The 24,976-nt window shown below is 59.8% G+C and carries 25 protein-coding genes; 20 read left to right on the top strand and 5 right to left on the bottom strand.

Going from position 1 to position 24,976, the window contains the following annotated elements; all coding sequences use genetic code 11:
• Window positions 1–90: 90 nt before the first annotated feature.
• Together GTP23_RS00765 and GTP23_RS00770 are read right to left on the bottom strand one after the other, a co-directional pair.
• Entirely contained in the window at window positions 91–1,341 is a 1,251-nt protein-coding gene (locus tag GTP23_RS00765) for a sugar MFS transporter (protein WP_202411862.1), read from the bottom strand.
• A 100-nt stretch (window positions 1,342–1,441) separates the two neighbouring features.
• Entirely contained in the window at window positions 1,442–2,071 is a 630-nt protein-coding gene (locus GTP23_RS00770) for a beta-ketoacyl synthase N-terminal-like domain-containing protein (RefSeq protein ID WP_371866851.1), read from the bottom strand.
• 73 nt (window positions 2,072–2,144) lie between these two features.
• Between GTP23_RS00770 and GTP23_RS00775 the strand changes: the two genes are divergently transcribed.
• From GTP23_RS00775 to GTP23_RS00815, 9 genes are all read left to right on the top strand, one after another.
• Window positions 2,145–2,894, top strand: a complete 750-nt coding sequence (locus GTP23_RS00775) for a TetR/AcrR family transcriptional regulator (RefSeq protein ID WP_161033454.1) — start codon at window positions 2,145–2,147, stop codon at window positions 2,892–2,894.
• Complete coding sequence (locus GTP23_RS00780; RefSeq protein WP_161033455.1) at window positions 2,875–4,182, top strand: ABC1 kinase family protein; 1,308 nt, start codon at window positions 2,875–2,877, stop codon at window positions 4,180–4,182. Before GTP23_RS00775 ends, GTP23_RS00780 begins: the two co-directional genes overlap by 20 nt.
• Before the next feature lie 52 nt (window positions 4,183–4,234).
• Window positions 4,235–4,951 carry a DJ-1/PfpI family protein gene (locus tag GTP23_RS00785; RefSeq protein ID WP_161033456.1) on the top strand — a complete coding sequence of 239 codons (717 nt, stop codon included), beginning with the start codon at window positions 4,235–4,237 and terminating at the stop codon, window positions 4,949–4,951.
• Entirely contained in the window at window positions 4,948–5,463 is a 516-nt protein-coding gene (locus GTP23_RS00790) for a DUF2867 domain-containing protein (protein ID WP_202411863.1), read from the top strand. The genes GTP23_RS00785 and GTP23_RS00790 overlap by 4 nt, the downstream gene beginning before the upstream one ends.
• A gap of 48 nt (window positions 5,464–5,511) precedes the next feature.
• The gene (locus GTP23_RS00795) at window positions 5,512–6,396 is read left to right on the top strand and encodes an alpha/beta fold hydrolase (protein ID WP_161033457.1); all 885 of its coding nucleotides are present in this window, start codon (window positions 5,512–5,514) and stop codon (window positions 6,394–6,396) included.
• Window positions 6,397–6,693: 297 nt separating this feature from the next.
• Window positions 6,694–7,338, top strand: a complete 645-nt coding sequence (locus GTP23_RS00800) for a TetR/AcrR family transcriptional regulator (RefSeq protein ID WP_161033458.1) — start codon at window positions 6,694–6,696, stop codon at window positions 7,336–7,338.
• A gap of 169 nt (window positions 7,339–7,507) precedes the next feature.
• Window positions 7,508–8,161, top strand: coding sequence for a protein-L-isoaspartate O-methyltransferase family protein (locus GTP23_RS00805; protein WP_161033459.1), 654 nt, complete (start codon window positions 7,508–7,510; stop codon window positions 8,159–8,161).
• A 17-nt stretch (window positions 8,162–8,178) separates the two neighbouring features.
• Window positions 8,179–8,502: a rhodanese-like domain-containing protein gene (locus tag GTP23_RS00810; protein WP_155432689.1), complete on the top strand. Its 324-nt coding sequence runs from the start codon at window positions 8,179–8,181 to the stop codon at window positions 8,500–8,502.
• A 68-nt stretch (window positions 8,503–8,570) separates the two neighbouring features.
• Window positions 8,571–9,899: a TolC family outer membrane protein gene (locus GTP23_RS00815; protein WP_161033460.1), complete on the top strand. Its 1,329-nt coding sequence runs from the start codon at window positions 8,571–8,573 to the stop codon at window positions 9,897–9,899.
• Window positions 9,900–9,989: 90 nt separating this feature from the next.
• Here GTP23_RS00815 and gloA read toward each other — a convergent pair whose 3' ends face one another.
• Window positions 9,990–10,397, bottom strand: coding sequence for a lactoylglutathione lyase (gene gloA / locus GTP23_RS00820; protein ID WP_161033461.1), 408 nt, complete (start codon window positions 10,395–10,397; stop codon window positions 9,990–9,992).
• A 65-nt stretch (window positions 10,398–10,462) separates the two neighbouring features.
• The gene (locus GTP23_RS00825; RefSeq protein WP_161033462.1) at window positions 10,463–10,720 is read right to left on the bottom strand and encodes a hypothetical protein; all 258 of its coding nucleotides are present in this window, start codon (window positions 10,718–10,720) and stop codon (window positions 10,463–10,465) included.
• 130 nt (window positions 10,721–10,850) lie between these two features.
• On the opposite strand from GTP23_RS00825, the gene GTP23_RS00830 reads away from it, so the two are divergent.
• The 4 genes from GTP23_RS00830 (at window position 10,851) to hemH (ending at window position 15,765) form a co-directional block, all read left to right on the top strand.
• Window positions 10,851–11,834: a DUF3667 domain-containing protein gene (locus GTP23_RS00830; protein ID WP_161033463.1), complete on the top strand. Its 984-nt coding sequence runs from the start codon at window positions 10,851–10,853 to the stop codon at window positions 11,832–11,834.
• Between the two features lie 160 nt (window positions 11,835–11,994).
• Entirely contained in the window at window positions 11,995–12,903 is a 909-nt protein-coding gene (locus GTP23_RS00835) for an NAD kinase (protein ID WP_161033464.1), read from the top strand.
• A gap of 14 nt (window positions 12,904–12,917) precedes the next feature.
• Window positions 12,918–14,570: a DNA repair protein RecN gene (gene recN / locus GTP23_RS00840; protein WP_161033465.1), complete on the top strand. Its 1,653-nt coding sequence runs from the start codon at window positions 12,918–12,920 to the stop codon at window positions 14,568–14,570.
• An 85-nt stretch (window positions 14,571–14,655) separates the two neighbouring features.
• On the top strand, window positions 14,656–15,765 hold the full coding sequence (gene hemH / locus GTP23_RS00845) for a ferrochelatase (RefSeq protein ID WP_161033466.1): 1,110 nt from the start codon (window positions 14,656–14,658) through the stop codon (window positions 15,763–15,765).
• 10 nt (window positions 15,766–15,775) lie between these two features.
• Here hemH and GTP23_RS00850 read toward each other — a convergent pair whose 3' ends face one another.
• Window positions 15,776–16,786 (bottom strand): TraB/GumN family protein, encoded by a 1,011-nt coding sequence (locus tag GTP23_RS00850; RefSeq protein WP_161033467.1) that lies wholly within the window; start codon window positions 16,784–16,786, stop codon window positions 15,776–15,778.
• 381 nt (window positions 16,787–17,167) lie between these two features.
• Here GTP23_RS00850 and grpE point away from each other — a divergent pair, with 381 nt between their 5' ends.
• The 7 genes from grpE (at window position 17,168) to ntrB (ending at window position 24,972) form a co-directional block, all read left to right on the top strand.
• Complete coding sequence (gene grpE, locus GTP23_RS00855) at window positions 17,168–17,710, top strand: nucleotide exchange factor GrpE (protein ID WP_155432700.1); 543 nt, start codon at window positions 17,168–17,170, stop codon at window positions 17,708–17,710.
• 93 nt (window positions 17,711–17,803) lie between these two features.
• Window positions 17,804–19,747, top strand: coding sequence for a molecular chaperone DnaK (gene dnaK, locus GTP23_RS00860; protein ID WP_161033468.1), 1,944 nt, complete (start codon window positions 17,804–17,806; stop codon window positions 19,745–19,747).
• A 163-nt stretch (window positions 19,748–19,910) separates the two neighbouring features.
• Window positions 19,911–21,035: a molecular chaperone DnaJ gene (gene dnaJ / locus GTP23_RS00865; RefSeq protein WP_155432702.1), complete on the top strand. Its 1,125-nt coding sequence runs from the start codon at window positions 19,911–19,913 to the stop codon at window positions 21,033–21,035.
• An 86-nt stretch (window positions 21,036–21,121) separates the two neighbouring features.
• On the top strand, window positions 21,122–21,799 hold the full coding sequence (gene can / locus GTP23_RS00870) for a carbonate dehydratase (protein ID WP_161034567.1): 678 nt from the start codon (window positions 21,122–21,124) through the stop codon (window positions 21,797–21,799).
• Between the two features lie 76 nt (window positions 21,800–21,875).
• Entirely contained in the window at window positions 21,876–22,499 is a 624-nt protein-coding gene (locus GTP23_RS00875; protein ID WP_155432703.1) for an ANTAR domain-containing response regulator, read from the top strand.
• A gap of 371 nt (window positions 22,500–22,870) precedes the next feature.
• Complete coding sequence (locus tag GTP23_RS00880; RefSeq protein WP_308494793.1) at window positions 22,871–24,079, top strand: CmpA/NrtA family ABC transporter substrate-binding protein; 1,209 nt, start codon at window positions 22,871–22,873, stop codon at window positions 24,077–24,079.
• Between the two features lie 11 nt (window positions 24,080–24,090).
• The gene (gene ntrB, locus GTP23_RS00885; protein WP_161033469.1) at window positions 24,091–24,972 is read left to right on the top strand and encodes a nitrate ABC transporter permease; all 882 of its coding nucleotides are present in this window, start codon (window positions 24,091–24,093) and stop codon (window positions 24,970–24,972) included.
• Window positions 24,973–24,976 lie beyond the last annotated feature (4 nt).

Genomic DNA, 24,976 nt, shown 5'->3' on the forward strand with positions numbered 1-24,976 from the left:
CTGGCATTATACAGATTTGATCAAATATAGCAAATAAATCGAATTAATTTCAAATGTGTTCAATTTGTTTTATTTGCATGCCCCGTCTGTTCAGCTCTTGCTGGCGTAGATGCCGTAAGCGCCTATGCCGGCATAGCACAGCACTGGCACCCACAGCGCCGTGGCCAGACTGGAGTGGTCCGCCACCGCGCCCACAATGACGGGGATGATGGCGCCGCCCACAATGGCCAGACACAGCAGGCCGGACGCCCGTGGTGCCTGTTCCGCGCTGCCTTCCAGTGCCAGCGTGAAGATAGTGGGGAACATGATGGAGTTGCACAGGCCGATGGCGAGGATGCTGGCCGCGGCCACGTAGCCGGTAGTGGACAGCGAAATCATCGCCAGCACGCCGGCCGCCGTGGCGCAGCCGGCCAGCAGCAGGCCGGGCCTGCCGCGCTTGAGCAGGCCGGCGCCGATGAAGCGGCCCACCATGGCCAGGCCCCAGTAGACCGAGACCAGCGAACCGGCGGTGCTGATGCTGGTGCCCAGCACGCTGGCCTGTACCAGATAGTTGACCAGCATGCTGCCGATCGCCACCTCGGCGCCCACGTAGAGGAAGATGCCGAGCACGCCCAGCATCAGACGTGGACGGCGCAGCAGCGCCAGATAGCTGCCGCCCTGGGCTTCGTCGTTGCTGGCCGGAGCCCAGCGGCGGCAGGCCCAGCAGATCGCTGCCAGCAGGCCCAGCGTCAGGCCTATCATCAGGAAGGGTAGTTGGACCGAGCGGCCCGCTTCCAGCCGCTGGGCCGCTGCACTCAGGCCGCTGGCGATCGGTGCCGCGCCTTCGTCGCTGAGGATGAAGGCAGCGCCGAACAGGGGGCCTATGGCCGTGGCCAGCGAATTGAATGCCTGTGCCAGCGTCAGCCGGCTGTGTGCGTGGCGCGGATCACCCACCCGCGCTGCCAGCGGATTGGCTGCCACCTGCACGATGGTGACGCCGGTGGCCAGTACGAACAGGGCGGCCAGAAACGCCGGATAGCTGCCATGCTCGGCCGCCGGGGTGAAAGCCAGACAGCCGGCGGCCATGATGACCAGCCCCATGGTCACGCTTTCCAGATAGCCGAGCTGGCGGATCAGGCGCGCGGCCGGCAGGGAAACGATGAAATAGGCACCGAAGAAGCAGAACTGGGTCAGCATGGCTTCCGCGTAGTTGAGCGCGAACAGGCCCTTGAGTTTGGGCACCAGCGTATCGACCAGCACGGTACAGAAGCCGAACGCAAAGAACAGCATCATCACGAGGGCGATGATGCGGCGGCCGGACAGGGAGGATGGTGCGCTGGCGCTGGCAGACGTGACGTTCAAGGTGGGCTCCGAGATTGTTGTGTCGCGCTAGTAGACCCGTGATTACGCGTGCGGTCAAGCCGGACGCGCGGCCACGCTAGCGGGGAGCCGCGCGGCCTTGCTAGGCATCGTGGAATTGCTGCACGATCAGCGAGACATTGCTGCCGCCGAAGGCGAAGGAATTCGACTTCGCCGCCTCGCCCGGCACCAGACCGTTGCGGTCGGCGGAGAATGGACGGCACGAGCGTTTCGGGTGGGCGCTATCGGCTGGCGCTAGCACGCGCATGGAATCCCAGGCAGTGACAACACCGTAGTTAAGTAGCGCTTCCGAGCCGCCGGCCAGCACCCGGTCGGCATAGCCGTGGTGGATGTGGCGGTAAGCTTCGCCTATGGCCTGTGCCGAAGAGACACAGGCGTAGCTGTAATTGTTCACCGTCCCCTTGAACTGGTAGCGCAGGGCGATCTGCGAGGCGGCCGCATTGTTCATGCCGGCCACGACCGACATGGGACGGATGCGGGTTTTACCTTCGAGGAACAGGTCGACATAGCCGCCTTCCAGCGTGCTGGAGCCGCCCATGCCCGTGCCCCAGAACACCCCGCTGGCTTCCGCCTCGGCTTCGTTCTGCGCGCTAAAGCCGGACTGCGCCAGCGCTTCCTGCGCGGCCAGCATGCCTATGATGGCATAGCGCTCGGCTGCGTGGGCGGCTAGCAGGTCTTCAGCACAGGTTCTGATAGCAGGAGTTGGTCTAATGTGAAATTACGCGTATACATTTATAAAAATAGATATTAATATGTATTGTAATTTCACATTAACGCGGTGTCATATGAAGATCAGCGAGCAGGAAAAGGCCCGGACCCGGATCAGGCTACTGGAGGCGGCGGTCGATGTCATTGTCGAGAAGGGCTACAAGTCCGCTTCTATGCGCGAGATCGCGCAGCGTGCCAATGTCGGCGACGCTACCATCTACAACTACTTTCCTTCCAAAGAGAAACTGCTCTATGGTTATTGCGAGGAGGTGCAGCGCCGCGTAAGAGTTGCGCTGATGGATGTCGAGAACTTCCATCAATTCAGCATCGGTGAACAGTTGCAGCAACTGGTGGAGACGGAGCTGCAGACCTGGCTGCCGGCTAGGGAATTCTTGCAGGAGGTCTTTGAATTGACCTTCAGCTCGCCGGTGGCCGCCTACGAGCATCTGAAAGAGGCGCGCAAGCTCAACGCGGAAATGGTGCTGGACCTGCTCGATGCTGCCATGGAAGTCGGAGAAATTCCGCCGCAACCTTACCAGGATTTGCTCACCCGTTTGTTGTGGGATTACCAGAGCGCTATCCTGGCCTACTGGCTCAAGGACGATTCCGAGGGTTTTGCCAATACGACGCGCTTGGTGGACCAGAGCATGGAAATCGTTGCCGGTGTCCTGCAGGCCGGACTGGTGGGTAAATTGCTGGACCTGATTTCCTTCATTTTCCGCACCCACGTCATCGGCCGGCTGCAACCCCTGGGTGACTTGCGCGGGCCCCTGGGCCGGGCCAAACGCCACTTCATGGGGGACAAAGATGAGCCGAAGCGTTCCTGAAGGCCGACTGGCGCGGGCCGGTGTCGCCGGGACCACCGCCTTGCGCTTGGGACTCAATCACCTCGGGCACCAAATCAAACGGCCGTTCCTGGCCGACAGTAGCGGGCAGGAAGCACGGGACAGCCTGGACGAGCGCAATGCCCGCCTGATCTTCAGCGCGCTGTCACAGTTGCGTGGTACGGCCCTCAAGGCGGCACAGATGCTGTGCATGGAAGTAGACGTGCTGCCGCCCGCCTGGCGCCGCGAGCTGGAAAAATCCTGCTACCGCGTTCCGCCGCTGAACCGCGTCCTCGTGCGCAAAGTGCTGTTCGACGAGTTCGGCCAGCAACCCGAGGCACTGTTCGCCCACTTCGATGCCGATGCGTTCGCCGCTGCCAGCCTGGGGCAGGTGCATGCAGGCGTTCTGCACGACGGCAGGCGGGTGGCAGTCAAAATCCAATACCCGGGTATCGCTGCCACCATAGACAGCGACATGAGCATGCTGCGCCGGATTGCCCTTGGCCTGCCGAATGCCCGTTTGGCACAGTCGGTGCTGGATGACATACACGCTCGCTTGCGGGAGGAAGTCGATTACCGCGTCGAGGCCGACAACCAGCGCTGGTTCCGCGCGCGCCTGCCGCCGTCGCTGGTGACTGTGCCGGAGGTTCATCCCGAGCGGTGCGCTACCCGCGTGTTGACCTCCTGCCATGCCAGCGGCCTGCACTTCGACGAATGGCTGCGCACCGGCCCTGACCAGAGCGCACGCAACCGGGCGGCGCAAGGGCTCTATGATTTGTTCATCCTTTCCGCGCTGCGTCTGGGCCGCCTCCATGCCGACCCCAATCCCGGCAATTATTTGTTTGCGCCGGATGGCGCTCTGACCCTGCTCGACTTTGGCTGCGTCAAAGACATCTCGCCCGCCTTCTCCGCCACCTTGCCGCGTATCCTGCAAGGCTATCTGGATGACGACTCTGCCGCCGTCTTTGAGGCCTACCGCGCCATCGGTATGGAACACGGTGCCGACAGCGAGCGCGTTTATACGGAAGTGATGCGTCCCTTCGGGCGCTGGCTGCTGGAGCCGCTGCGAGTCGACCGCTTCAGCTTCGCCGTTCACACGGACTACACGGCGCGCGGCATGGAGGTGCTGCACGGGCTGAGCCGCATACGCAACCTGAACCGCGTAGCTGACGAATTCATATATTTCGACCGCACTTTCTACAGCCTATGCAAGCTATTTGAGCGCCTCGGTGCCGAAGTGCGGATGCGCCATCACTGGGAGCCCATGCTCAGCCCGGGCGGACAGGTATAGGCCGGTCCCGGGAGACACTGCACAGGTATCAGTACACGCGGAGAAACCAGCCATGTACAACATCTCTATCATCGTCTTCGATCAGTTCACCGACATCGATTTCTTCCTCATGCGCGACATCCTGGGACGGACCAACACCGATTGGCGTGTGCGCGTGCTGGGCACCAAATCGACCCATAGCTCGGCACTGGGTACGGTCATTCAGACCGATGGCCATCTTGCCGAGGCCAATAGTGCCGATGCAGTGCTGTTCGTTAGCGGTCAACAAGGGGTGCCGGCGGCGTTGGCAGACCCGGCATTTATGTCGGCCTTCCAACTAAATCCCCAAAAACAACTGATCGGCTCCGTCTGCGCCGGTTCGTTCATCCTGTGCGAACTCGGATTGCTGGACGGCCTGCCGGCAACGACACATCCGGACGCTCAACAGGGGCTGGTGGCGATGGGCGTTCAGGTGATCGACCAGGCTCTGGTAGTTGCGGGCAATATTGCCACAACGGGGGGATGCCTGGCGGCGCTGTACCTGACCGGTTGGCTGGCCGAGCAGTTGGTCGGCGTAGCCAAGCGGCGCGAGATCCATCGGCAGCTCCTTCCGGCAGGACAGAGTGAAGTTTTCGAGGCGCTTGTCCAGCAGACCATTGCCGCCGCGACGCTCACTGTCCCGCTCGAGCAGGCTCCGCGGGGTCAGCCGGCGCGCGCTCCTCATAGGCACAAAGCAACGATTTATGGCGCAGGCTCGCCCAACCCCAACGATGGAGAGATAGTTAAATGAACAATATCCAGAAAGCACAGGCGATCGCTGTGCCATCCGACTGCATCCTGGCGCCGCTGTATCGGAACGCGGATCTGGTGGATGCGTACGCGGTTCAGTTGCCGGCCGGGGCTAGCGATGATCTCGTCGCGCTGGCTCGCGCCGGGTTCGAGCGGCAGGTCTGGTGGATCCGTGCACTGATGGGGGTACGCGACACGGTGATGGCGACAGTCGGCGTCAAATCGTCGCGCGCGATCGCCATTGCTGCGGCGGCGCGGGGACCGGTGATCGGTTTCTTTCCGCTGCTTTCGAGCAGCGCGGGAGAACTGGTGATGGGCGAGGATGACCGGCATCTCGACTTCCGGCTCGCGATCCAGTTGCGCGCGGGCGCGGCAGGCGGCAAGGAGCTGGTGGCGGTGACCGTGGTGCATTGCCATAACTTGGTGGGGCGGGCCTATCTTGCCGCCATCACCCCATTCCATCGTGTCATTGCGCGAGCCAGCCTGGAGCAGGCAGCACGCCGTTCAGTCTGAACGGGTCTGCAATGGCGTTGCACACATCCATATCCAAGGATAGTTATCTTGAATTTCGTTAAACAAAAGTGGCAGGCTCTAAAGAATAGTCTGTTGCAAAAGGCTCTCAAGGCCGAGGCCAAGGCGGCAGGCTTGCATCGCAATCAAGTGTCGCTGTCCTGCGGCGAAGTCTTCTACTACTCAAAAGCAGGTCAAGGACGCACCTTGATTTTATTGCATGGTGCTGGTGCGGACAAAAATAGCTGGTGCCGATTTGCAAAACATTTATCCAGGCATGATCAAGTCATTATTCCTGATTTGCCAGGGCATGGCGACAGTGTGCGCAATCTATCGTTGAGCTATACGATTGCGCAACAGGCCCATTATCTTCGGGAATTTCTGACCCTGCTTAATGCTGGTCCCATACATATTATTGGCCATTCGATGGGTGCCGCAGTGGCTTTGCGTTACGCACATTTACACCCTCACGATGTGCAATCGCTGATTTTGATTGATTCTGCAGGTGTCGAGAAAACACCAGGTGAAATACGCCAGGAAATCGCGCTAAGCGGTGTGAATCCCATGCTGGCAATTAATAATGTGGCGGATTATAAAAAGTTAATCCGGTTTGGCATGAACAAGCCGCCTTACATTCCCGACTTCTTTTTGCAGATCCTCGCGGCTGACAAGATCAGCCGTCGTGAGATCGAACGCAAAGTCTTCAATGATATTGTTGAAGACATGGATCAAACGCCTATTCTGTCGACATTGACTCAGCCTGTACTGATAATCTGGGGGCGACTGGATCGCATTGTGCATCTGGATGATGCTGATTTGCTGCATGCACTTCTGCCAGTTAGCCAAAAGATTATTCTTGACGACATAGGACATGTGCCGATAGTTGAGGCGCCCCAACTAACCGCACGACTGTGCTTGGATTTTTTGAGCGCTTAGCATTTATTGTGGGATACAAACTGGGCTAGTCTCCTGCCTTTCAGGGCCTGCTATGCCTGGATTGCCCAAGGTTGCGGGCCACTTCTATTGGGATTGAAAGTTTTCGCATGATTCCTAAGCTAGTCAATTGGTAGCCATTGGTGCTGGAACGCTATTGGGGTATTTCTGACAGCTGAGAAACGAGTATACCAGGCAAGTGGTACATAATCTTGACGCTGGCAATGCTTGCGATTATATTAATGACTAACAAGTAAGTTAATCGCCAGCCTGAATAAGTTAGTTAAATCAAGAGCCTCCATGCAAGTTTCTCAAGAAACCAAGCCTCGCTGGGAGCGGCGCAAAGATGCGCGGCCGCAGGAATTGCTGGCCGCTGCCCTGAACCAGTTCGTCGAACGCGGCTATGCCGGCACGCGGCTGGAGGATGTGGCGAAAAGTGCCGGCGTGTCCAAGGGCACGCTGTACCTGTATTTCGCCAACAAGGAAGAACTGTTCAAAGCCGTGGTGCGGGAAAATATCGTCCACCCCATCGGCGAAGCGGAGCTGGAAGCGGCCCAGCATGACGGCCCTAGCGGTGCCCTGCTGCGTGCCATCCTGCTTAAATGGTGGCACCAGATCTGTGCCACGCCGCTGGCCGGCATTACCAAGTTGATGTTGTCGGAAGGAAATCACTTTCCCGAACTGGCGCAGTTTTACAACGAAGAAGTGGTGGCGCGCGGTAACCGGCTGATTGCCAGCGTGCTGGTGCGCGGCATCGAACGGGGCGAATTCCATCCGGTCGATCCGCTGGTGATGACGCCCGTGCTGGTGGCGCCCGTGCTGATGCTGATGATGTGGACCCACGCGTATATGCCCGATTGCGGCATGCCGCCTATCGATCCGGATACCTTCATGGCGACCTTTACCGAGGTCAGCCTGCGTGGCCTGGAAGTGCAGCGGACATGAGGTGCGGCGGCCCGCTCTGCATCAAACTTGCCATTTTGGTAGGTTCAACCCCCTTAAACTGCAGACTGTCGCAATTTCCCGCGTAAACCCCGTCATGTCGTTAATATGTGCCTCGATGCCAGTTCAACGATAAAATGACGGTTTGTTTAATCCAGACCCGAGTCAAAAGATGAATATCGAACAAGCCCGCTTCAATATGATCGAACAGCAAATCCGTCCATGGGACGTCCTCGCCGCGGACGTGCTGGACCTGCTGCTGGTGGTGAAACGTGAGAATTTCGTGCCGGAAGCCTATAAAGCACTGGCCTTTGCCGACGTGGAAATTCCTCTGCCGGGTGGTGCTTGCATGCTGGCGCCCAAGATCGAAGCGCGTCTGCTGCAGGATCTGAACCTGAAAAAGCACGAAAACGTGCTGGAAATCGGCGCCGGTTCGGGCTACATGGCTGCGCTGCTGGCGCACAAAGCCCGTCATGTGACGTCGGTAGAAGTATCGCCAGAGCTGAAAGCGCTGGCAGAAAAGAATCTGGCCGATAACGGCGTGACCAATGTAACGGTAGAACTGGGCAATGCGGCCCAGGGCTGGAGCACTGGCGCCCCGTTCGATGTGATCGTGGTGTCGGGCTCGCTGCCGGAACTGCCACAGGCCCTGTTGCAACAACTGAGTATCGGTGGCCGTCTGGTCGTCATCATCGGCGCATCGCCGGCGATGAAGGCCCAGCTGATCACCCGCACCGGTGAAGCTGGTTACGACACCCGCACCCTGTTCGAAACCGATGTGAAACCACTGGCTTCGGCTGTGGTGCCGTCGAAGTTCACGTTCTGAGCGGGGCGGAGTCGTCAATGCAGCATCTGAGTGCTCTGGAACTGGCGGACTGGCTGGCTGATAGTGGCCGGCCCGACCCGGTCCTGCTGGACGTGCGTGAGCCGTGGGAATTCGAGACCTGTCATATTGCCGGGGCTCAGCTCATTCCCATGCACACCATCCCGGCCCGTATCGATGATCTCGATGAAGATGCAGCCATCGTCTGCATCTGCCATCACGGTGCGCGCAGCCTGCAGGTGGCCGCCTATCTCGAGCATCATGGATTTGGCAAGCTGTACAACCTGACTGGCGGTGTCCATGCCTGGGCACTGCAGGTCGATAGCACGATGGCTAAATACTGAGGTGCTGACGCGGCGTCAGCACTGGTGTGTAAGGCTGTCTTTTTTTGATGACTCCCGTGGAGAAAGCAATGCAGAAACCCCTTATCGCCGTGCTGATCACCAGCGCCCTGTTGACGCTGAACATTACGACCGAGGCACAGGCGGCTGACCTGATCCAGATCTACCAGCAGGCGCTGGCCAACGACGCCACCTATGCCGGCGCCCGTTCGTCGCTGAGCGCCGGTCAGGAACGCATCATTCAGGGGCGCGCCGGTCTGCTGCCCAGCATCTCGGCCAGTGGCAGCAATCTGCGCAATAGCGGCGATCTTACGGCACCGAATGTGCTCGGCATCCGCACCAAGAGCGATACCGATTACCACAGCAATGCCTATACGGTGTCGCTGACCCAGCCCCTGTTCAACTGGGCAAACTGGGAAGGCTACCAGCAGAGCAAGCTGGCCACGGCGACCGCCGAAGCAGCTTTCGCCCAGGCCCAGCAGGATCTGATCACCCGCGTGGCACAGGCGTATTTCGATGTGCTGACGGCGCAGGACAATCTGACTTCGACCCGCGCGCAGAAAGTGGCGACCACGGAGCAGCTGGCATCGGCCAAGCGTAATTTCGAAGTGGGTACCCAGACCATTACCGATACCCACGAAGCCCAGGCCGCCTACGATCTGGTGGTGGCAGCCGAATATGCGGCCATCAACGATCTGGATAACAAGCGCGCTGCGCTGCAGGTCATCATCGGCCAGATGCCGGGCGAACTGGCACCGCTGCGTACCGGCGTGACGATTACGCCACCGTCGCCAGCGGCCATGGAGCCATGGGTCAGCTCGGCTGAAACCCAGAACTACGGCGTGGTCGCTGCCAATCTGAATGTGGAAATCGCCAAACGCGAAATCTCGCGCAATCGCGCCAGCCACATGCCGACGCTGAATCTGGTAGCCAGCTCCTCGCACCAGAACCAGACGGCCGGCCAGACCATCAACAACAACGCCATCGGCGTGAGCTGGAGCGTGCCTATCTTCAGCGGCTTTGCCGTCACCAGCAAAGTGCGTGAAACCATTGCCCTGGAAGACAAGGCGCGCAACGATCTGGAAGCCACCAAGCGCGCTGCCGCACAGGGCGCCCGTGCTGCCTATCTGGGCATGAACAGCGGTCTGGCGCAGGTAAAAGCGCTGGAAGCGGCCGAAGTGTCGAGCAAGTCTTCGCTGGAGTCGAACAAGCTCGGTTATCAGGTCGGCGTGCGTATCAATATCGACGTGCTGAATGCGCAGAAGCTGCTGTACTCGACCCAGAAAGATCTGTCCAAAGCCCGTTACGACACTATCGTCAACGGTCTGCGCCTGAAGTCGGCAGCTGGTTCGCTCAAGGAAGAGGATCTGGCTGCGGTCAACGCCATGCTGGTGCACTGACAGGCCGCCCAGGTCGTGTACTGAGCCGGCCCGAGCCGGCCAGCCATGAAGAGCCGCCCCGTGGGGCGGCTTTTTGTTTGCCTGCGGTCCTTACAGACCGGCGCCGGCGCCGTCGAAGCTGCGTTCTATCAGTTCGATCTTGTAGCCGTCCGGATCAGTCACGAAGGCGATCACGGTGCTGCCGCCTTTGACGGGGCCCGGTTCGCGTGTGACGGTGCCGCCATTGGCTTTGACCGCCACGCAGGCGCTGTAGATGTCCTCGGCCGAAATGGCGATGTGGCCGTAGGCCGTGCCCAGCTCGTAGCTGCTGACGCCATAGTTATAGGTCAGTTCCAGTTCGGCGTGGTCGGGGTTCGAGCCGTAGCCGAGGAAGGCCAGCGTGTACTGGTATTCGGGATTGTCGCTGGTGCGCAGCAGTTTCATGCCAAGTACATTGGTGTAGAAGGCGATCGAACGCTGCAGGTCGCCGACGCGCAGCATGGTGTGCAGAATACGCATAATGGTCTTTCGTGTATGAGCGGGAAAGACAGAATTCTATGCGTTTTGACGCCAGCCTGCCGAGCTTAGTCGCGTTTGGTGCCGGGCTGGGGCCGTGCCTGCCCCGAAGGTGGTTTGCCGCCTGAGGCACGAGTGGTCTGTGCGCCGGGCTGGTTGTGCAGGTCGGTATCGACCAGTCCTTCCTCCACATCGCTGGCAGCCTGCCGCATCACGCTGCGCTTGGGTGTGAGTTCGCTCTCCGGTGATTCGTCGCGTTCATGCGGCAAGCGCTGCACTCCGTCATTGCGCCGCTTGGCGCGGGTGTTGATCTTGGTATCGTGCATGATGGCCTCCGTACGGATAGGGTGACGCCATGGTAGGCGGCAAATTGCCACACTGTCGCTAGATTGAATCGTGACAAGCCGGAGCGAGTACGGTTATCATTTAGACCATCTTGAGATTCGGACTGCCTGCATGAATACTGCCGTTACGCCGGTTGCGGACGCCCACGCGGCGCCAGCCAATTGCCCCAATTGCGACACCGTGCTGACGGGGCAGTTCTGCTCCCATTGCGGACAGGAAGCGATATTGCACCATGCCAGTGTGGGCGAGTTCCTGCACGAGTTCGTGGGCCATTATGTGGCGCTCGAGGGCAAGCTGTGGGGCACGGTGATGCGGCTGCTGTTCCGCCCCGGCGTGCTCACGCTTGAATACATGCGTGGCCGCCGCGTGCGCTTTGTCCAGCCGCTGCGGCTGTACCTGACGCTGAGCCTGCTGTTCTTCGCGCTGCTGAAATTCTCCGGTACGTTTTCGCCCGGCATGACCGAGGGGAACGAAGCGCCGCAGGAGCATGCTGCTGCCGCGACCAAAACCGCGGAGAAGGCGCAGAGCAAGGTTCAGGATAAGGCTGAGCTGAAGGCGGCCATCAAACAGGCCGCTGGTGCCGATCAGGACAAGGGCGCCGAGGAAACCCGTATCGATATCGACGGCAATGAAAAGCTGAAGAGCTATCTGGACGGCTGGCCTGCCGCTCGCCATCAGCTCGACGCTTTCGACAAGCTGCCGTCGGCAGAAAAGATCAAGGTGTTCCAGAACGGCTTCTATCACTATGCGCCATACGCCATATTCGCCCTGATGCCGGTGTTCGCGCTGCTGCTGAAAGTGCTGTATCTGGGTTCGGGCCGGCGCTTTGGCGACCATCTGCTGTTCGCCCTGCACACCAACGCCTTTGCCTACTTCACCTTTATCCTGATGCTGCTGGTGCCCTGGGGCTTTGTGCAATTTGTGCTGTGGTGCTGGCTGCTGGGCTATCTGCCATGGGCCATGCGGCGCGTCTACAACAGCGGCCGTGGTACGACTTTGCTGCGCTGGCTGCTGCTGATGTCGTTCTACTCCATCCTGATCGGCCTAGCCGTGGCCGGCTCCATGCTGGCCGGAATCATGACCATCGGCCATTAAAACGCCACCGCCGCTGCCGCGCCTTGCAGTCTGGCGGCGGTCACACTATACTGCGCGCAATACTGTTTAAATATACAGTCCAAGGGCGGATCATGGCACAAGCAGGCGATATGGGTTACTCTGCTGCGTGTCGCCGATCCACCCCTTAGCCGAGACTTCTATGACTGCCACGCCAGCCGCTTTTCCTACCATCGCTCTGGTCGTGCGCCAGAATACGGACGGTATTGCCGCTCCCGTACGCAGCGTGGTGGAATTCCTGCAGAACGCTGGCCATGCCGTGGTGTTCGAAGCGCAGACGGCCGAACATCTGGCCCTGAGCCTGCCGCAGGTGCGGGTGATGACGGCGGCCGAAATCGGTACCCACTGCGATGCCGCCATCGTCATGGGTGGCGACGGCACCATGCTGGGCATCGCGCGCCAGCTGGCGCCCTTCGATGTACCGCTGATCGGTATCAATCAGGGCCGGCTCGGCTTCATGACCGATATTCCGCTCGACGGCATGCTCGATGTGCTGGCGCAGATACTGGGCGGGCGTTACAAGGCCGACCGCCGTACGCTGCTGGAAGGGCGGGTGATGCGCGATGGCGCCACCATCCATCTGGGGCTGGCCGTGAACGACGTGGTGGTGGCGCGTGGCGCCGGCGCCGGCATGGCCGAACTGCGTGTCGATGTGGACGGCCACTTCATGTACAACCAGCGCTCCGATGGGCTGATCATTTCTACCGCTACCGGTTCCACTGCCTACGCCCTGTCGGCCGGCGGGCCGTTGCTGCATCCCAGTCTGGGCGGCATCGTGATGGTGCCGATTGCGCCGCACGCGCTGTCCAACCGGCCTATCGTGCTGTCCGAAACCAGCGAGATCGTGGTCGAAATCGTGCGTGGCCGCGACATCAGCGTCAACTTCGATATGCAGACCTTTGCCAGTCTGGCCTGGCAGGACCAGATCGTGATCCGGCGTTCGCCGCACACCATCACCTTCCTGCATCCGGAAGACTGGAGCTACTACAACACGCTGCGCGAGAAGCTGCACTGGAACGAGCATCCTTCGCACGACGGCAAACTCAATTAATCTCATCCATCGCTATGCTGCGTACCCTGTCCATCCGTGATTTCGTTATTGTCGACACCATCGAACTGGAGTTTTCTGCCGGTTTTACTGTATTCACGGGCGAAACGGGCGCCGGCAAGTCCATCCTGATCGATGCGCTGACGCTGGCGCTGGGCGGCCGTGGCGATGCTTCGGTGGTGCGCGAAGGAGCGGCCAAGGCCGATATCACGGCTGATTTTGCCGCCAACGCAGCGGCCGACGCGTGGCTGGCCGCCAACGAGTTTGCGGTGGAAGAGGGCGGTGCGCTGCTGCGCCGCGTGATCGACAACGCCGGCCGCAGCAAAGCCTATATCAACGGCATCGCCGCTACTGCCACGCAGTTGCGCGATCTCGGCGATCTGCTGGTGGATATCCACGGCCAGCACGCCCACCAGTCGCTGCTGAAAACCGATGCCCAGCGTGGCCTGCTCGATGGTCAGGCCGGTGCCGATGCACAGGTGCGTGCCGTCAGCGCAGCTTACAAGGCATGGCGTGCGCTGGCAAAACAGGTCGAGGAATTCGAGACCAATGCGGCCAATGTGCTGTATGAACGCGAGCGGCTGGAATGGCAGGTCAACGAACTGGAAAAGCTGGCCGTGAAGACGGGCGAGTGGAGCGAAGTCAGTAACGAGCATAGCCGCCTGTCGCATGCGGCCAGCCTGCTGGAAGGCGCGCAGGAAGCGCTGGCGCTGCTGTCGGAAGCGGACGAGCAGCCGATTATCTCCCAGCTCTCCAGCCTGAATCAGAAACTGGGCAAGCTGGCCGGTGTCGATAGCGGGCTGCAGGCCATCGTCGATCTGATCGAACCGGCGCGTATCCAGTTGCAGGAAGCCGTGTATGCGCTGAACGATTATCTGGACCGGGTCGATCTCGATCCGCAGCGCCTGCAGTCGGTGGAAGCACGCATGGAAGCGATCCACTCGGCGGCGCGCAAATTCCGCGTCAGCGAAGACCAACTGCCGCAAGAGTACGAGCAGCTGTCGGCACGGCTGGCGCAGATGGCCGATGCCAGCGATATCGACGGCTTGCGCCAGCAGGAGCAGCAGCTCAAATCGCAGTACATGACGCAGGCGCAGCAACTGTCGGCCACGCGCAGCACGGCCGCGCGCCAGTTGTCCGACGCGGTGACGCAGGCCATGCAGGACCTGAGCATGACGGGCGGGCGCTTCGAGATTGCCCTGCACGGTGGTGAACCGAGTGCGCACGGGCTGGAGCAGGTGGAGTTTCTGGTAGCAGGCCACGCCGGTGTGGCACCGCGCTCGCTGGCGAAAGTGGCATCGGGCGGCGAACTGGCGCGCATCGCGCTGGCGATTTCCGTCATCACTTCCAACGCGACCACCGTGCCTACGCTGATCTTCGATGAAGTCGATAGCGGCATCGGCGGCGGCGTGGCCGAAGTGGTGGGGCGCTTGCTGCGCCGTCTGGGCCAGCAGCGTCAGGTGCTGTGCGTGACCCACTTGCCGCAGGTGGCCAGTCAGGCGGGCCAGCACTTCCAGGTGGCCAAAGGCACGCTAGAAAACGGCAAGACGGCTTCGCGCATCGAAGTGCTCGATGCCAAAGCACGGGTGGAAGAAGTGGCCCGTATGCTGGGCGGACTGGAAATTACTGCCACCACACGCAAACATGCACGCGAACTGCTAGCATCCTGAAGCGATAGGCATGCCGCCCACAGACGGGCGCTGCGCTACTTCACTATAATCCAATTTTGTCCTAGACATTTCGAGCACAAGGCCCATGAGTTTTCAGACCGAACCTTCTTACCAGCACGGTAGTGCCAGTCGCAGTGCCATCGTTTTAGTCAATCTGGGCACGCCCGATGCGCCTACGCGCTCTGCCGTGCGGCGCTATCTGAAGGAATTCCTGTCTGACCCGCGCGTGGTGGAAATTCCGCGCGCCGTCTGGTGGTTCATCCTTAACCTGATCATCCTGCCGTTCCGTTCCGGCCAGTCGGCGGCCAAATACCAGACCATCTGGACGCCGGAAGGCTCGCCGCTCAAGGTCTACACGGCGGCGCAGGCCAGACAGCTGGAAGCCGCACTGGCCCAGCGCGGCCACCGCGACCTGAAAGTGGTGATGGCCATGCGCTACGGTTCGCCCGCGCTGCCGGAAGTGCTGAAACAGCTGAAAGCCGAAGGCATCAACCGCATCGCCGTACTGCCAGCCTATCCGCAATATTCGGGCACCACCACCGGCTCGATTTATGACGCGGCCTTCCAGCACTATGGCTCGGTGCGCAACATTCCCGAGCTGCGCTTTGTGCGCAACTATCACGACAACGAAGCCTATATCAGTGCGTTGCGCGACAGCGTGCAGGCGCACTGGGACCAGCATGGCCAGCCCGATAAACTGGTACTGAGCTTCCACGGCGTGCCCAAGCGCACCCTGATGCTGGGCGACCCCTACCACTGCGAATGCCTGAAAACGGCGCGTCTGCTGGCCGCAGCACTGCAACTGACGCCAGATCAATATATCGTGACTTTCCAGTCCCGCTTCGGCAAGGCCGAGTGGCTGCAGCCTTACACGGCGCCTACCGTGGCCCAGCTGGCGCGCGACGGCGTCAAGCGGCTCGACGTGCTGTGCCCCGGCTTTATCAGCGACTGTCTGGAAACGCTGGAAGAAATTTCGCTGGAAGTACGCCACGAGTTCGAACAGGCGGGCGGCCAGCAGTTCCACTACATCCCCTGCCTGAATGCTAGCCCGGCATGGATAGCCGCCTTGGCCGAGATCATCGAACCCCACCTGATAGGCTGGCCTACCCGTCTGGCCGCGTCGGAACGCGAGGCGCAGCAAAAGGGTGCGCAGCTTGCCCGCGCCGCCGCGCTGGAGCGGGGCGCGACCGACTAGTTTAGCTCGCTTATTCGGGCGCTACCACCTTGTAGCCTTTGGTCTGCAGGCGCGCCAGCAATCCCGTCGGCGACAGAATCTCCTTCAGGGGCAGCATGGCAAAGGTAGTGGCATTGTTTTCCAATGCCTGCTGTGCATTCTGCAGCCATAGCTCGCGCGTCTTGGCGCGCGCCTCGCGCAGATCAGGACGGCTCTGGAATGCCGCGCTGCCTTCGATGGCGGCACGACAGGTGCCTTCATGGTCGTTATAGTCGAGTTTGCGGATCACTTCTATATCGCCGATGGCCCATGCGTTGGCGCGCAAGCGCATGTGGTCGATATCCGCTTCCAGCCGCGCCAGTGTGCTGGAGAAACAGGCCGCATCGTCCAGACCGGATTTGCTGAATTCCTTGAGTAACTTGCTGGCATCGGACAAGTCGACTTCTACCGAGGAAGGCGTGAACTTGAGTTTATATTGCTTGACGAGCTTGTTGATGGCGGGCCCCACTTCGTCCTTGTTCGACAGACCAATATGCTGCAGTCCGGCCGTGTACAGTTTGTTCGCGGCAAAAAAGGGGCGGTAACGATCCACCTCGTCATCTTGGCTCATGTACTTATCCTTGAGCACAGACCAGCGCTGGTAGGTCTCCGGCGGCACCACATCCTTGAGCATGGCGCCGTCGGGGTTCTTCTGGATGTTCCAGAGTTGCGGCAGTGAAGCGGCCAGTTTAATTCCGCCCCAGATGCCGACCTTGGCCGACGCATCGGGTTCGGCCAGATATTCCTGCGACCTGGCCAGCACGGCTTCCACTTCGTGCGAGCGCCATTCCATTTTCGCGGGCAGCGGGCCATAGCGGCCAAACACCCACAGTACATGCTCGTCTTTCGAGACTTTCCACATGCCGGGGCCGGGGCGCTGCCCATGTACCAGAACTTGTCCGGCTTCCTGTTCAGGCTCAGGCTCAGGCGTGGCTTCCTGCGCCCACACGGCGTTCGCGGCGTAGCAGAACGCGAGGGTAGTGATGATTTGTTTGAATGTCATGTGAGTCTCTTACTCGTTCAGTAATAGTTAAGAGAAAAGCAATGATAATTCAATGGCTATGCAGCGTCTAGCCAGCATGGAAATCAAGTTGCAGGCCGGACTGAGTGCATTAGCGCGGCCATTGTCCCTCCGGCACCACTGTTCTGCCGACGGCGCGTAATCAGCACTTGCCGTCGGTGAGTGCTAGCCTGTTAAAATAGCCGCCTGACGGGAGTTGCGCAGGCAGTTTTGCGTGTGATTTTTCCTCCCGGAAACTGCACTGACAATGTCCCAGTGGCATAGCCGCAGCGCTGGCGCCCTTGAAAACAGGGACTCACGCCCCACTTGCGGTCAGTGCCGTTAGAAGTTTTGTCAAACAAATACGATAGTAGGAGTCTTTAGATGCAAGATCAGGAAAATCAAGCAGTCCCTAATCCAGAAGCGGCAGAAGCCGCTGCACCGGTTCCGCCATCGACTCCTGACCAGCCATCTCTGGAAGAGCAGCTGGCCAGCGCCGAAGCCCGCTTGGCAGAAATGCAGGACGCTTTCATGCGTGCCAAAGCCGAAGGCGAGAACATCCGCCGCCGTGCCCAGGAAGATGTGGCCAAGGCCCACAAATTCGCCGTGGAGAGCTTTGCCGAAGCTATGGTACCCGTCAAGGACAGCCTGGAAATGGCGCTGAAAGTCGAAGCGCCTACGCTGGAATCGCTCAAGGAAGGCGTGGAAATGACGCTGAAACAGCTCAATTCCGCGTTCGAGAAGAACCGTCTGCTGGAAATCATGCCGGCGCAGGGCGAAAAACTCGATCCGAACAAGCATCAGGCCGTGGCCGTGGTGCCAGCGGATCAGGAAGCCAACACCGTGGTTTCCGTGTTGCAAAAAGGTTATATGATCGCTGACCGCCTGCTGCGCCCAGCCATCGTGACCGCGGCGCAAGCCAAATAATTTTTTCCTGAAGCCAAGTTAGGCTCTTGAAAACAAACAGCTATTCCACATATTCGTAGCATCTGAAACTTAAAGCATAATAGGAAGAACATCATGGGCAAAATTATCGGTATCGATCTGGGAACCACGAATTCCTGCGTTTCCATCATGGAAAACGGTCAGCCAAAAGTGATCGAAAACGCGGAAGGCGCGCGTACCACGCCATCGATCATTGCTTATCAAGAAGATGGCGAAATTCTGGTGGGTTCCCCTGCAAAACGTCAGGCAGTGACCAATCCTAAGAACACCCTGTTCGCGGTCAAGCGTCTGATCGGCCGTAAATTCGAAGAAAAAGAAGTGCAGAAAGACATTGGTCTGATGCCTTACTCGATCATGAAAGCCGACAACGGCGACGCATGGATCGGCGTGCGCGACAAGAAACTGGCGCCACCACAGATTTCCGCAGAAGTGCTGCGCAAAATGAAGAAAACGGCAGAAGACTACCTCGGTGAAGAAGTCACCGAAGCCGTGATCACCGTGCCAGCCTACTTCAACGACTCGCAGCGTCAGGCCACCAAAGACGCCGGCCGTATCGCTGGTCTGGACGTCAAACGTATCATCAACGAACCAACCGCTGCTGCGCTGGCTTTCGGTCTGGACAAGACCGACAAGGGCGACCGCAAGATCGCCGTGTATGACCTGGGCGGCGGTACCTTCGACGTATCGATCATCGAAATCGCTGACGTCGATGGCGAGAAACAGTTCGAAGTGCTGTCGACCAACGGCGACACCTTCCTCGGCGGTGAAGACTTCGACCAGCGCGTGATCGACTACATCATCGAAGAGTTCAAGAAGATCAACGGCCTGGATCTGAAAAAAGATCCTATCGCTCTGCAGCGTATCAAAGCTTCGGCCGAGCGCGCCAAGATCGAACTGTCGTCCTCGCAGCAGACCGAAATCAACGAGCCGTACATCGCCATGGCGAACGGCGCACCGGTCCACCTGACCCTGAAGATGACCCGCGCCAAGCTGGAATCGCTGGTGGAAGAGCTGATCAACGCCACCATCGAGCCATGCCGCACCGCCATCAAGGATGCGGGCGTGAAGGTTTCGGACATCGACGACATCATTCTGGTCGGCGGTATGACCCGTATGCCTAAGGTGCAGGAAAAAGTTAAAGAGTTCTTCGGCAAAGACCCACGTAAAGACGTGAACCCTGACGAAGCCGTGGCCGTTGGTGCTGCGATTCAGGGCTCGGTGCTGTCGGGCGACCGCAAAGACCTGCTGCTGCTGGACGTGACCCCGCTGTCGCTGGGTATCGAAACCCTGGGCGGCGTGATGACCAAGATGATACACAAGAACACCACGATTCCTACCAAGTTCTCGCAAGTGTTCTCGACCGCTGACGACAACCAGCCAGCCGTGACCATCAAGGTTTATCAGGGTGAGCGCGAAATCGCTGCCGGTAACAAAGGTCTGGGCGAATTCAATCTGGAAGGTATCCCGCCAGCAGCACGCGGCACCCCGCAGATCGAAGTGACCTTCGACATCGACGCCAACGGCATTCTGCACGTCGGCGCGAAAGACAAGGCCACCGGCAAGGAAAACAAGATCACCATCAAGGCGAACTCCGGTCTGACCGAAGAAGAGATCCAGAAGATGGTGAAGGACGCCGAGCTGAACGCCGAAGAAGACAAGAAAGTGAAAGAGCTGGCCGAATCGCGCAACCAGGCAGATGCACTGGTGCACTCGACCCGCAAATCGCTGACCGAATACGGCGACAAGCTGGAAGCTGGCGAGAAAGAGAAGATCGAAGCGGCCATCACCGAACTGGAAGGTTCGATCAAGGCTGGCGATAAAGCCGACATCGACGCCAAAGTGGCTGCCCTGTCGACCGCTTCGCAGAAACTGGGCGAGAAGATGTACGCTGACATGCAAGCCCAGCAAGCTGCTGGTGGCGCTGGTGCCGAAGGCGGCGCCCACGCTGGCGAACAGGCCAAGCCACAGCAGGACGACGTGGTAGACGCTGACTTCAAAGAAGTAAAAGACAGCAAGTAAGATCGCCATCCCCGCCACAGCGCGGGGACGACGAGCGCCGAGCCATCGGCCGTGTAAGCGGTACCGGCTCGGCTTTTTAGCATAATCAGTAGAGCATTTTTCTGGCGCAGTTCGCTGCGCCGGAGGTCTACACCCGTAATAACTACAGCAAGGTGCCGACAAGATGGCAAAGCGAGATTTCTACGAAGTACTAGGCGTCGCCAAGAACGCGTCGGAAGACGAGATCAAAAAGGCTTACCGCAAGCTGGCGATGAAGTACCATCCGGACCGTAATCCGGATAGCAAAGAGTCGGAAGAAAAATTCAAGGAAGTCAAAGAAGCCTACGAGATGCTGACCAATCCGGAGAAGCGCGATGCGTACGACCGTTATGGTCACGCTGGCGTCGATCCTAACATGGGCGGCGGAGGCGGCTTTGGCGGTGCAGGCGGCTTCGGTGATGCCTTCGGCGATATTTTCGGCGATATTTTCGGCGGTGGCCGTGGCCGCAGCTCGGGCCCGCAGGTCTACCGTGGCGCCGACTTGCGCTACAACCTGGAAATTACGCTGGAACAGGCAGCGCACGGTTTCGACACCACCATCCGCGTACCGTCGTGGGACAAGTGCGATACCTGCAGCGGCACGGGCGCCAAGCCCGGCACGTCGCCGGTGACCTGCTCGACCTGTGCCGGTCACGGTCAGGTGCGTATGCAGCAGGGCTTCTTCAGCATCCAGCAGACCTGCCCCAAGTGCCACGGCACGGGCAAGATCATTCCCGAGCCATGCGCAGCCTGCTCGGGTCAGGGCCGCATCAAGCGTAACAAGACGCTGGAAGTGAAAATTCCGGTCGGTATCGACAACGGCATGCGTATCCGCTCGTCCGGCAACGGCGAACCGGGTACCAATGGCGGGCCGTCGGGCGACCTGTATGTGGAAATCCATATCAAGCCGCACGCCGTATTCCAGCGCGAAGGCGACGATCTGCATTGCGAAATGCCGATTTCGTTTGCCAAGGCAGCCCTGGGTGGCGAAATCGAAGTGCCTACCCTGAATGGCAAGGTGGCCTTCACCGTGCCGGAAGGTACCCAGTCGGGCAAGACTTTCCGCCTTAAAGGCAAGGGTATCAAGGGCGTACGTTCGGGTTTTGCGGGCGATCTGTTCTGCCATGTGGCGGTAGAAACCCCCGTCAAACTGACGGACAAGCAGAAGGAACTGCTGCGCGATTTCGAAAAATCGACCACGGAAGGCGGCGCCAAACACAGCCCGCAGACCAAAACATGGCGTGACAAGGTGAAGGACTTCTTCGAGTAAGTGCTACTTTACCCGTCCTGCTAAAATCGGACCGCCGTCCTGCTATGGTGCAGTACGGCGGTCTTCTTATGTACGAGAGGAATATGATGAGTGATCTGGACATTAGTACGTCGCCCCTGAGTGGTCTGCTGGCCAACAACCGCCGCTGGGCCGAATCGGAAATCGAACGCGATCCCGAATTCTTCAAACGCCTGGCGCAGCAGGCCTCGCCTGAATACCTGTGGATAGGCTGCTCCGATAGCCGCGTGCCGGCGAACGAGCTGCTGGGTCTGGCGCCGGGCGACGTGTTCGTGCACCGTAATATTGCCAATGTGGTCGTGCATACGGATCTGAACTGCCTGTCCGTGCTGCAGTTCGCCATCGACGTGCTGAAGGTAAAGCACGTGATCATCGTGGGCCATTACGGCTGCAAGGGCGTGCATGCGGCCATGGTCGGCACCCGCGTGGGGCTGGCCGATAACTGGCTACGCCATGTGCAGGACGTGAACCAGAAGCACGAGCGCTATCTGGGCGAGATCGTCGAGACCAACAAGCGTTCCGAACGCCTGTGCGAGCTGAATGTGGTGGAACAGGTGCAGAACGTGTGCCAGACTACCATCGTGCAGGACGCGTGGGAGCGCGGCCAGCAGGTGACGGTGCACGGCTGGGTGTACGGCCTGAAAGACGGCAAGCTGCACGACCTGCAGATGACCGTCACGGGCAGCGACGAACTGGCGCCACGGGTGGCCGAGCGGCTGGCCAAATACGCGGTAGCAAGCGTCTGAACGGGCATTTGCGTGAAGCAGGAGTGATTCTTGCTTCATTGTGGGGCATGAACCTTATTACGCACCACTACCGACCATGAAACATTTACGCATCGTGGTTGTCAATCCCGTCATTCTGGCGGGTGACGAAGATGATCCGGCCCTGCAGGCCCAGACCGAGCGCGCCCGTGCGCTGCGCATCGGCCTGCTGGAGGCCGGCTATGACATCATCGCTTCTCTACCGCCCGACATGTATCTGCCCGAGCGCATCGCCCAGCTGCAGCCCGATATGATCATCGTCGATGCCGAATCCGACGCGCGCGATGTGCTCGAGCACATTGTCATCGCCACGCGCGACGAGCGCCGCCCCATCGTGATGTTCACGGAAAGCGAGGATACGGCCAGCATGGAGGCCGCCGTGGCGGCTGGCGTGTCGGCCTATATCGTGGCCGGCCTGCATAGCGAGCGCATCAAGCCCGTGCTGCAGGTGGCGCTGGCCCGCTTCAAACGCGAGCAGAAGCTGCTGGACGAACTATCCGATACCAAGAGCAAGCTGGCCGAGCGCAAGCTGATCGAGCGGGCCAAGGGCTTGCTAATGTCGCGCCAGAACTATAGCGAGGAGCAGGCCTACCAGCGCCTGCGCAGCATGGCCATGAGCAAGAACCTCAAGCTGTCCGAGGTGGCCCAGCGCATCCTTGACGTGGAAGACTTGCTGGGTTAAGCCCGGCGCCCATAAATGATGCACTGCGCAATGGCGGTGCGTTTTTTGCGCCATGGGGCGGCATGGCGCGCCTAGGCTGGCTTCCTTGCCGTTTGCTAATCCCCCTGTTATCCCCCTGCAGCATGGCTGGCACAGTCATTGCATAGTCTAGGACAAGCGCAACGATGCGCTTATGCACTCTGCCAACGGCGGTGGAGTACACCAGACAACGACGTCTACCGTACACCGAGCTTGTGGCTTGCGTGTGGGTGGGCGTTTTTTTTTGTGCAGACACGGACTAGACGAGGATAGCCATGGAAAAAAAGCAGACACCAATCGACGCAGCGCCTGAGACCGAGGTGAACGTGAAGCGGCGGGCAGTGGTGCAGAGCATGATTCATGGTGCAGGACTGGTAGCGGGAGGAAGTATGCTGGGATTGGCAACAGGTGGCGTGTGGGCGGCTGGTTCGGATAAACCGGAAAAGGAAGAAGTCAAAATCGGCTTTATTCCGCTGACCGACTGCGCCTCTGTGGTGATGGCCTCGGTGCTGGGGCTGGACAAGAAATATGGCGTGAAGTTCGTGCTGAGCAAGGAAGCCTCATGGGCCGGCGTGCGCGACAAACTGGCCAATGGCGACCTCGATGCCGCCCACGTGCTGTACGGCCTGCTGTACGGCGTGCAGATGGGCATAGGCGGCCAGAAGAAGGATATGGCGGTGCTGATGGGCCTGAACAACAATGGTCAGGCCATCACTCTTTCCAAGAAGCTGGCCGATAAGGGCGCCGTGGATGGCGCTTCGCTCAACAAGCTGATGCAGACCGACAAGCGCGAATACACCTTCGCCCAGACTTTCCCGACCGGCACCCACGCCATGTGGCTGTACTACTGGCTGGCCGCCAACGGCATCAACCCGCTCAAGGATGCCAAGGTGATTACCGTGCCGCCGCCGCAGATGGTAGCCAATATGCGCGTCGGTAATATGGATGGCTTCTGCGTAGGCGAACCATGGGGCCACCGCGCCATCATGGATGGCGTAGGCATTACCGCCACCACCACGCAGGATATCTGGCGCGACCATCCGGAGAAGGTGCTGGGCACCACGCTGGAATTTGCCAAAAAATACCCGAACACCTGCCGCGCCATGATGGCCGCCATACTGGAAGCCGGCAAATGGATCGATGCTTCGCTGGCCAACAAGAACCGCATGGCCGAAGTCATCGCCGACAAGTCCTACGTCAACACCAGCAAGGATGCCATCGACCAGCGCATCATGGGCCGCTACCAGAATGGTCTGGGCAAGACCTGGGACGATGCCAACTACATGAAGTTCTACAACGACGGCCTGGTCAACTTCCCGTATCTGTCGGATGGCATGTGGTTCATGACCCAGCATCGCCGCTGGGGCCTGCTGAAGGACGATCCTGATTATCTGGCAGTGGCCACGGCCGTCAACCAGATCGACCTGTACAAGGACGCTGCCACCATGACCAAGACGCCGCTGCCGAAAAGCCCGCTGCGTAGCTCCAAGCTGATGGATGGTTCCGTGTGGGACGGCAAGAACCCGAAAGCCTACGCCGCCTCGTTCAAAATCAAAGCCTGAAAGGGAATGCCATGAACGCCATGCTGAAACCCGAAACCGCACTACCCGTGGAGGTGCCGGTGCGCCGTCCTCGCCCTGCGCTCAAGGTCAACTCGGTAGCCCGTGCACGCGAACAGGTGTCGGCAGCAGCCGTCAAGGTGATCGCGCCGTTGCTGGGCGCAGCGCTGCTGGTGCTGGTCTGGCAGATCATCACCATCAAGAACAGCAACTTTCCCACGCCGCTGGCGACCTGGCATGAGGCCGTGACGCTGTTCTTGGATCCGTTCTACCGCAATAGCCCGAATGATCAGGGCATAGGCTGGAACATCCTCGCCTCGCTGCAGCGCGTGGCGGTGGGCTTCGGGCTGGCTGCGCTGGTCGGTATCCCGTTGGGCTTTCTGATCGGCCGCGTGCCTTTCGTCGGCAGCATGGTGGGGCCGATGATCAGCCTGCTCAAGCCCGTCTCGCCGCTGGCCTGGCTGCCTATCGGTCTGCTGGTGTTCAAGTCGGCCAACCCTGCCGCCATCTGGTCCATCTTCATCTGCTCGATCTGGCCCATGATTATCAATACGGCGGTAGGCGTGCAGCGGGTGCCGCAGGATTATATGAACGTGGCGCGCGTGCTCAATCTGTCGGAGTGGAAGGTGCTGACCAAGATCCTGCTGCCATCGGCCCTGCCTTACATTCTGACGGGCGTGCGCCTGTCCATCGGCACCGCATGGCTGGTGATCGTGGCGGCAGAAATGCTGACCGGCGGCGTAGGCATAGGCTTCTGGGTCTGGGATGAGTGGAACAACCTGAATGTACCGCACATCATCATCGCCATCGTGGCGATCGGCGTAGTGGGGCTGTTGCTGGAACAGGCACTGGTTGCACTGGCACGCGCATTCAGCTACGAACAGGTAGCCAACTAAGGAA

The organism is Duganella fentianensis (assembly GCF_009857835.1).
Lineage (GTDB): Bacteria > Pseudomonadota > Gammaproteobacteria > Burkholderiales > Burkholderiaceae_D > Rugamonas > Rugamonas fentianensis.

What these genes read in the sequence shown, in the direction of transcription:
- GTP23_RS00775 (WP_161033454.1), top strand. Translation starts at nt 2,145, where the DNA reads ATGAAGATCAGCGAGCAGGAAAAGGCCCGGACCCGGATCAGGCTACTG.
- GTP23_RS00780 (WP_161033455.1), top strand. Translation starts at nt 2,875, where the DNA reads ATGAGCCGAAGCGTTCCTGAAGGCCGACTGGCGCGGGCCGGTGTCGCC.
- GTP23_RS00785 (WP_161033456.1), top strand. Translation starts at nt 4,235, where the DNA reads ATGTACAACATCTCTATCATCGTCTTCGATCAGTTCACCGACATCGAT.
- GTP23_RS00790 (WP_202411863.1), top strand. Translation starts at nt 4,948, where the DNA reads ATGAACAATATCCAGAAAGCACAGGCGATCGCTGTGCCATCCGACTGC.
- GTP23_RS00800 (WP_161033458.1), top strand. Translation starts at nt 6,694, where the DNA reads ATGCAAGTTTCTCAAGAAACCAAGCCTCGCTGGGAGCGGCGCAAAGAT.
- GTP23_RS00805 (WP_161033459.1), top strand. Translation starts at nt 7,508, where the DNA reads ATGAATATCGAACAAGCCCGCTTCAATATGATCGAACAGCAAATCCGT.
- GTP23_RS00810 (WP_155432689.1), top strand. Translation starts at nt 8,179, where the DNA reads ATGCAGCATCTGAGTGCTCTGGAACTGGCGGACTGGCTGGCTGATAGT.
- GTP23_RS00815 (WP_161033460.1), top strand. Translation starts at nt 8,571, where the DNA reads ATGCAGAAACCCCTTATCGCCGTGCTGATCACCAGCGCCCTGTTGACG.
- gloA (WP_161033461.1), bottom strand. Translation starts at nt 10,397, where the DNA reads ATGCGTATTCTGCACACCATGCTGCGCGTCGGCGACCTGCAGCGTTCG.
- GTP23_RS00825 (WP_161033462.1), bottom strand. Translation starts at nt 10,720, where the DNA reads ATGCACGATACCAAGATCAACACCCGCGCCAAGCGGCGCAATGACGGA.
- GTP23_RS00830 (WP_161033463.1), top strand. Translation starts at nt 10,851, where the DNA reads ATGAATACTGCCGTTACGCCGGTTGCGGACGCCCACGCGGCGCCAGCC.
- GTP23_RS00835 (WP_161033464.1), top strand. Translation starts at nt 11,995, where the DNA reads ATGACTGCCACGCCAGCCGCTTTTCCTACCATCGCTCTGGTCGTGCGC.
- recN (WP_161033465.1), top strand. Translation starts at nt 12,918, where the DNA reads ATGCTGCGTACCCTGTCCATCCGTGATTTCGTTATTGTCGACACCATC.
- hemH (WP_161033466.1), top strand. Translation starts at nt 14,656, where the DNA reads ATGAGTTTTCAGACCGAACCTTCTTACCAGCACGGTAGTGCCAGTCGC.
- GTP23_RS00850 (WP_161033467.1), bottom strand. Translation starts at nt 16,786, where the DNA reads ATGACATTCAAACAAATCATCACTACCCTCGCGTTCTGCTACGCCGCG.
- grpE (WP_155432700.1), top strand. Translation starts at nt 17,168, where the DNA reads ATGCAAGATCAGGAAAATCAAGCAGTCCCTAATCCAGAAGCGGCAGAA.
- dnaK (WP_161033468.1), top strand. Translation starts at nt 17,804, where the DNA reads ATGGGCAAAATTATCGGTATCGATCTGGGAACCACGAATTCCTGCGTT.
- dnaJ (WP_155432702.1), top strand. Translation starts at nt 19,911, where the DNA reads ATGGCAAAGCGAGATTTCTACGAAGTACTAGGCGTCGCCAAGAACGCG.
- can (WP_161034567.1), top strand. Translation starts at nt 21,122, where the DNA reads ATGAGTGATCTGGACATTAGTACGTCGCCCCTGAGTGGTCTGCTGGCC.
- GTP23_RS00875 (WP_155432703.1), top strand. Translation starts at nt 21,876, where the DNA reads ATGAAACATTTACGCATCGTGGTTGTCAATCCCGTCATTCTGGCGGGT.
- GTP23_RS00880 (WP_308494793.1), top strand. Translation starts at nt 22,871, where the DNA reads ATGATTCATGGTGCAGGACTGGTAGCGGGAGGAAGTATGCTGGGATTG.
- ntrB (WP_161033469.1), top strand. Translation starts at nt 24,091, where the DNA reads ATGAACGCCATGCTGAAACCCGAAACCGCACTACCCGTGGAGGTGCCG.